This is a genomic window from Streptomyces sp. NPDC060209, from assembly GCF_042728155.1.
Lineage (GTDB): Bacteria > Actinomycetota > Actinomycetes > Streptomycetales > Streptomycetaceae > Streptomyces.
This window is the reverse complement of record NZ_JBHWZS010000452.1, coordinates 1-5,083: the sequence shown is the minus strand read 5'-3', so window position 1 is coordinate 5,083 and position 5,083 is coordinate 1. Positions and strand designations below refer to the sequence as shown.

Annotated in this window: 4 protein-coding genes and 1 pseudogene; all 5 read right to left on the bottom strand. The window is 68.9% G+C overall.

The window, feature by feature from the left end:
- A pseudogene (locus tag ACFWFI_RS40865) lies at nt 1-685 on the bottom strand (hypothetical protein); the annotation flags it as partial.
- A 216-nt stretch (nt 686-901) separates the two neighbouring features.
- Complete coding sequence (locus ACFWFI_RS40860) at nt 902-2,089, bottom strand: ABC transporter ATP-binding protein (RefSeq protein ID WP_387400738.1); 1,188 nt, start codon at nt 2,087-2,089, stop codon at nt 902-904.
- Entirely contained in the window at nt 2,079-3,056 is a 978-nt protein-coding gene (locus ACFWFI_RS40855; RefSeq protein ID WP_387400736.1) for an ABC transporter ATP-binding protein, read from the bottom strand. Before ACFWFI_RS40855 ends, ACFWFI_RS40860 begins: the two co-directional genes overlap by 11 nt.
- Before the next feature lie 13 nt (nt 3,057-3,069).
- A complete protein-coding gene (locus ACFWFI_RS40850) occupies nt 3,070-4,056 on the bottom strand; it encodes an ABC transporter permease (protein WP_387400734.1) in 987 nt (328 codons plus the stop codon).
- Complete coding sequence (locus ACFWFI_RS40845; RefSeq protein WP_014154263.1) at nt 4,049-4,972, bottom strand: ABC transporter permease; 924 nt, start codon at nt 4,970-4,972, stop codon at nt 4,049-4,051. Before ACFWFI_RS40845 ends, ACFWFI_RS40850 begins: the two co-directional genes overlap by 8 nt.
- Nucleotides 4,973-5,083: the final 111 nt, after the last annotated feature.

The window sequence follows — 5,083 nt, the reverse complement described above, 5'->3', positions numbered from 1 at the left end:
GCGCGGTCCACGCCACCACCAGGCAGACCGTCGCGAGGGCCACGCTGCTCCAGCCCGGTGGGGTGGCGGTCAGCCCGAGCGTGAGGAACCTTCCGCCGGTGAACCAGTCGGGATAGACCTCGTCGGGCAGCGTGAAGAGCTGGCGGATCTCCCAGGCGATCATGACGGCCCCCGAGGTGCCGAGAACCAGGAAGGCCGTGACCCCGGCACCACGGCCGGGCCGGGTGGGCAGCGGCTCGTAGGAGTCCTCGGGCTGTCTGCGGCCCGCGGCTCCGGTGACGACGAGCGCGAGTCCCGCGGCGAGGGCGACGAAGGTACCGATGAGTGCGCGCGTGCGCAGTTCGTCGCTGAACCGCCCGTCCATCCAGGACGAACCGATGGTCCAGACGCCCGGCAGCCGCAGGACGAGCGTGACCAGCCCGGTGGCGACCAGCGTGGACGCCGCCACCGAGGAGCGCAGCGCGGCGATCAGGGCGAGCACGTAGACGACGAGCAGAACCGGATCGGCCTGCAGGGTGGCGGGCAGTTCCTTCGGCCAACCCTCGGTGTACCCGGCCCAGTAACGCAGCAGGGCGGCCGGATCTCCGACGGCCCGGACATCCCGCACGATCCAGCCCGCGACAACAGCTGCGAGCACGGCGCACAGCACCGCTCCGGTGATTCTGGCTCCCCGTGTGAGTATCACCTCAGCGATACTCCACCGCGGTCCGCCGATGGACAAGGGGACCTGTGGGGAAGGGCGGGAACGGGTAACCGGCCGGGGCGACGTGATGAACGCCCCGGCCGGTTCACGGCACCCGCACGGCCGTACGCTCTCTATGGTGGGACGTTCGTATATCGGTGCGACGACGGTCAAGTTGCCTCCGTGTTAACGAACATGAGGCTTATTTATCACCCTTTGTCACACGGGATCCGGGCCTCCGGAGCTCCGGTCGTCGTCCTTGCGCAGGGACGGCGGTTCCTCCTCCTCGGGCGTCTCCCGCGGGCCTTCCTGCGGCACCACCTGCTTCTCCTCCGCGAAGTGACACGCCGAGTCGTGCCGGGCCGGTGTACCCGATTCCCGGAAGACCGCCGGTACCGCCAGCAGCGGCACCTCCAGCTCGCACCGCTCCTGCGCCTTCCAGCAACGGGTGCGGAACCGGCACCCGGACGGGATGTTCGCCGGGGAGGGCACGTCACCGTGCAGGATGATCCGTTCGCGATGCTCACGGGCCGTCGGGTCGGGCACCGGGACGGCCGACAGCAGCGCCTGCGTGTACGGGTGCGTCGGGTGGTCGTAGATCTCCTCGTCCGTGCCGACCTCGACGATCCGGCCCAGGTACATCACCCCGACCCGGTCCGAGATGTGCCGCACGATCGACAGGTCGTGCGCGATGAACACGAAGCTCAGGCTGAATTCGGCCTGCAGCCGGTCCAGCAGATTGACGACCTGTGCCTGGACGGACACGTCGAGCGCCGAGACCGGCTCGTCGGCGACGATGATCTCGGGGTTGAGCGCGAGGCCGCGGGCGATCCCGATGCGCTGGCGCTGACCGCCGGAGAACTGGTGCGGATAGCGGTTGATGTACTCCGGGTTCAGACCGACGACGTCGAGCAGGTCCTGCACCTTCTGCCGGCGGCTTCCCTTGGGCGCCACCTCGGGGTGGATCTCGTACGGCTCCCCGATGATGTCGCCGACCGTCATACGCGGGTTCAGCGAGGTGTACGGGTCCTGGAACACCATCTGGATGTTGCGGCGCACGGCCCTCAGCGCACGGCCGGACAGCTTGGTGACGTCCTCGCCCTTGTAGCGGATCACGCCCCCGGTCGGCGGCTCCAGGTGCACCAGCATCTTGGCGACGGTCGACTTGCCGCAGCCGGACTCCCCCACGATGCCGAGCGTCTCGCCCGCCGCCAGGTCGAAGTCCACACCGTCGACGGCCTTGACCGCGCCGATCTGCTTCTTGAAGAGGATGCCCCGGGTCAGCGGGTAGTGCTTGACCAGCCCGCGCACCTCCAGGATCGGGTCGCCCCCGGCGTACGGGCGCTTGGGCGCCTCGGCCTGGAGCGTGGAGCCGCCGCCCCCGCGGCCCGTCTCGTCAGCGTGCATCGAGCGTCTCCTTCCAGAAGTGGCAGGCGCTCCGGCGTTCCTCGTCCACGGTGTAGAGCGGCGGCACGTCCGTGCGGCACACGGCCTGGGCCATGGGGCAGCGCGGGTGGAAGGCGCAGCCGGGCGGGATGTGCAGCAGGTTGGGCGGCAGGCCCTTGATCGCGTAGAGCTCCTGGCCCTTCTGGTCCAGGCGCGGGATCGACCTCAGCAGGCCCTTGGTGTACGGGTGGGCCGGGGCCTTGTAGATCTCGTGGACGGGCGAGGTCTCGACGATCCGGCCGGCGTACATGACCGCGATCTTGTCGGCGACGTCGGCGACCACGCCGAGGTCGTGCGTGATGAGGATGAGCCCCATGTTGAGCTCGCGCTGGAGCTCCGCGAGGAGGTCCATCACCTGGGCCTGGACGGTCACGTCGAGGGCGGTGGTGGGTTCGTCGGCGATGATCAGCGAGGGTTCCAGCGCCATCGCCATGGCGATCATGATGCGCTGGCGCATACCGCCGGAGAACTGGTGCGGGAAGTCGCCGACGCGTTCCCTGGCCGCCGGGATACGGACCCGGTCCATGAGCTCGATGGCCTTCTCCTTGGCGTCCCCGCGGGACATCCCGCGGTGCACGACGAACATCTCGCCGAGCTGCTGCCCGACGCTGAGCACCGGGTTGAGCGAGGACAGCGCGTCCTGGAAGATCATGGCCATCTCCTGCCCGCGGATCCGGCGCCGCTCCTCCGCCTTGAGCTTCAGGAGGTCGTGGTCCTTGAAGAAGATCTCGCCCCCGCTGATCTTCCCGGGCGGCATGTCGAGGATGCCCATGACCGCCTGGGCGGTGACGGACTTGCCCGAGCCGGACTCGCCGAGGACGGCGAGGGTCTCGCCCTCGGCCACCGAGTAGTTGACCCCGTTGACGGCCTTGGCCACACCGTCCCGGGTGTGGAACTCCACGTGCAGATCGCGCACTTCGAGCAACATGGCAGCGGACTCCTCAGCGCAGCTTGGGGTCGAGGGCGTCGCGAACCGCGTCGCCGAGCATGATGAAGGCGAGCACGGTGATGGCCAGCGCCCCGGCGGGCCAGAGCAGCATGTGCGGCGCGTTGCGGACGTACTGGGAGGCGGCGGAGATGTCGATGCCCCAGGAGACGGCCGGCGGTTTCAGGCCGACGCCGAGGTACGAGAGGGTCGCCTCCAGCGAGATGTACGTCCCCAGGGCGATGGTCGCGACGACGATGACGGGCGCGATGGCGTTGGGCATGATGTGGCGCAGCATCATCCGCGAGTTGGAGGCGCCCAGCGCCCTGGCCGCCTGGACGTAGTCGTTCTGTTTGGCGGTGATGACGGAGCCGCGTGCGATACGGGCGATCTGGGGCCAGCCCAGCAGCACGATGAAGCCGATCACGGGCCAGACGGTGGAGCTGGTGACGACGGACAGGAAGACCAGTCCGCCGAGGACCACGGGGATGCCGAAGAAGACGTCCGTGATGCGGGAGAGCACGGCGTCCCACGCCCCGCCGAAGAAGCCGGCGAGGCCTCCCAGCACGCCGCCGAGCAGCGAGACTCCGAGGGTGGACAGGACACCGACGGTCACCGAGGTCCGGGCGCCGTAGACGGTGCGGGTGTAGACGTCGCAGCCCTGGCCGTCGAAGCCGAAGGGGTGCCCGGGCTGGGAGCCCTCCTGTGCCTTGGCCAGGTCGCAGTTGAGCGGGTCCTGGTCCGCGATCAGCGACGGCCAGATCGAGATGATCACCAGGAACAGGATGACCAGCCCCGAGACGATGAAGACCGGATTGCGGCGCAGGTCGCGCCAGGCGTCGGACCAGAGGCTGCGCGGCTTGCCCGCGGGCCCGGTGCCTTCGGGGCCGCCGGGCGTCTTCTCCAGCGTGGTGCCCTCGTCCACCGCGAGGTCCATCGCCCCGCCCGCGCCGGCTCCTGAGATCGCTCCGCTCGTCTCGTCCCACGGCTTCTGCTCAGGCATAGCGGATCCTCGGGTCGAGTACGGCGTACAGGAGGTCGACGATCAGGTTCGCCGCCAGGAAGACGAGGACCAGGACGGTGACGAACCCGACGACGGTCTGGGAGTTCTGGCGGAGGATGCCCTGGTAGAGCTGGTAGCCGACCCCGTGGATGTTGAAGATGCGCTCGGTGACGATCGCCCCTCCCATCAGGGCGCCCACGTCCGTACCGATGAAGGTGACGACGGGGATCAGGGAGTTGCGCAGCAGGTGCCGCACGACCACCCGGCGTCTGGGGAGGCCCTTGGCCACGGCGGTACGGACGTAGTCGGCGCGGGCGTTCTCGGCGATCGAGGTCCGGGTGAGCCGGGTGACGTAGGCCAGGGACACGGAGGCCAGGACCAGGCCGGGGACGATGAGCTCGTCGACCGGCGCCTCCGAGGAGACGGACGGCTTGATGATGCCCCACTCCACTCCCAGGAGGAGCTGGAGCAGGAGGCCGGTGACGAACGTCGGTACGGCGATGACGACCAGGGTCAGGATCAGCACCACGGTGTCGACGGGCCGCCCTCGGCGCAGTCCGGTGACGACTCCGAGGCTGATACCGATGACGATCTCGAACACGATCGCGACGATGGTGAGCCGGATGGTGATGGGGAAGGCCGTGGCCATCAGCTCCGTGACCTTCTGCCCGTTGAACGCGGTACCGAAGTCACCGGTGAAGATGTTGCCCATGTAGGTCAGGTACTGCTGCCAGACCGGCTTGTCGAGGCCGAACTCGGTGCGCAGCTGCGCGGCGGTCGCCGGGTCGCACTGGCGGTCGCCGCAGAGGCCTGCGATGGGATCGCCCATCACGTTCACCATGAGGAAGATCAGCAGCGTGGTGCCGAAGAAGACGGGGATCATCTGCAGCAGCCGCCGGATCACATAACGGCCCATGAGGGGCTCCGGGGGTCGGGGCGGAAGGACCGGAAAGCCGGGTGGCCCGGGCGGTATTGCGCACCCGCCCCCCGCGTCAGGGGGGGACGTGACCATGTTATGGTGGTAAAC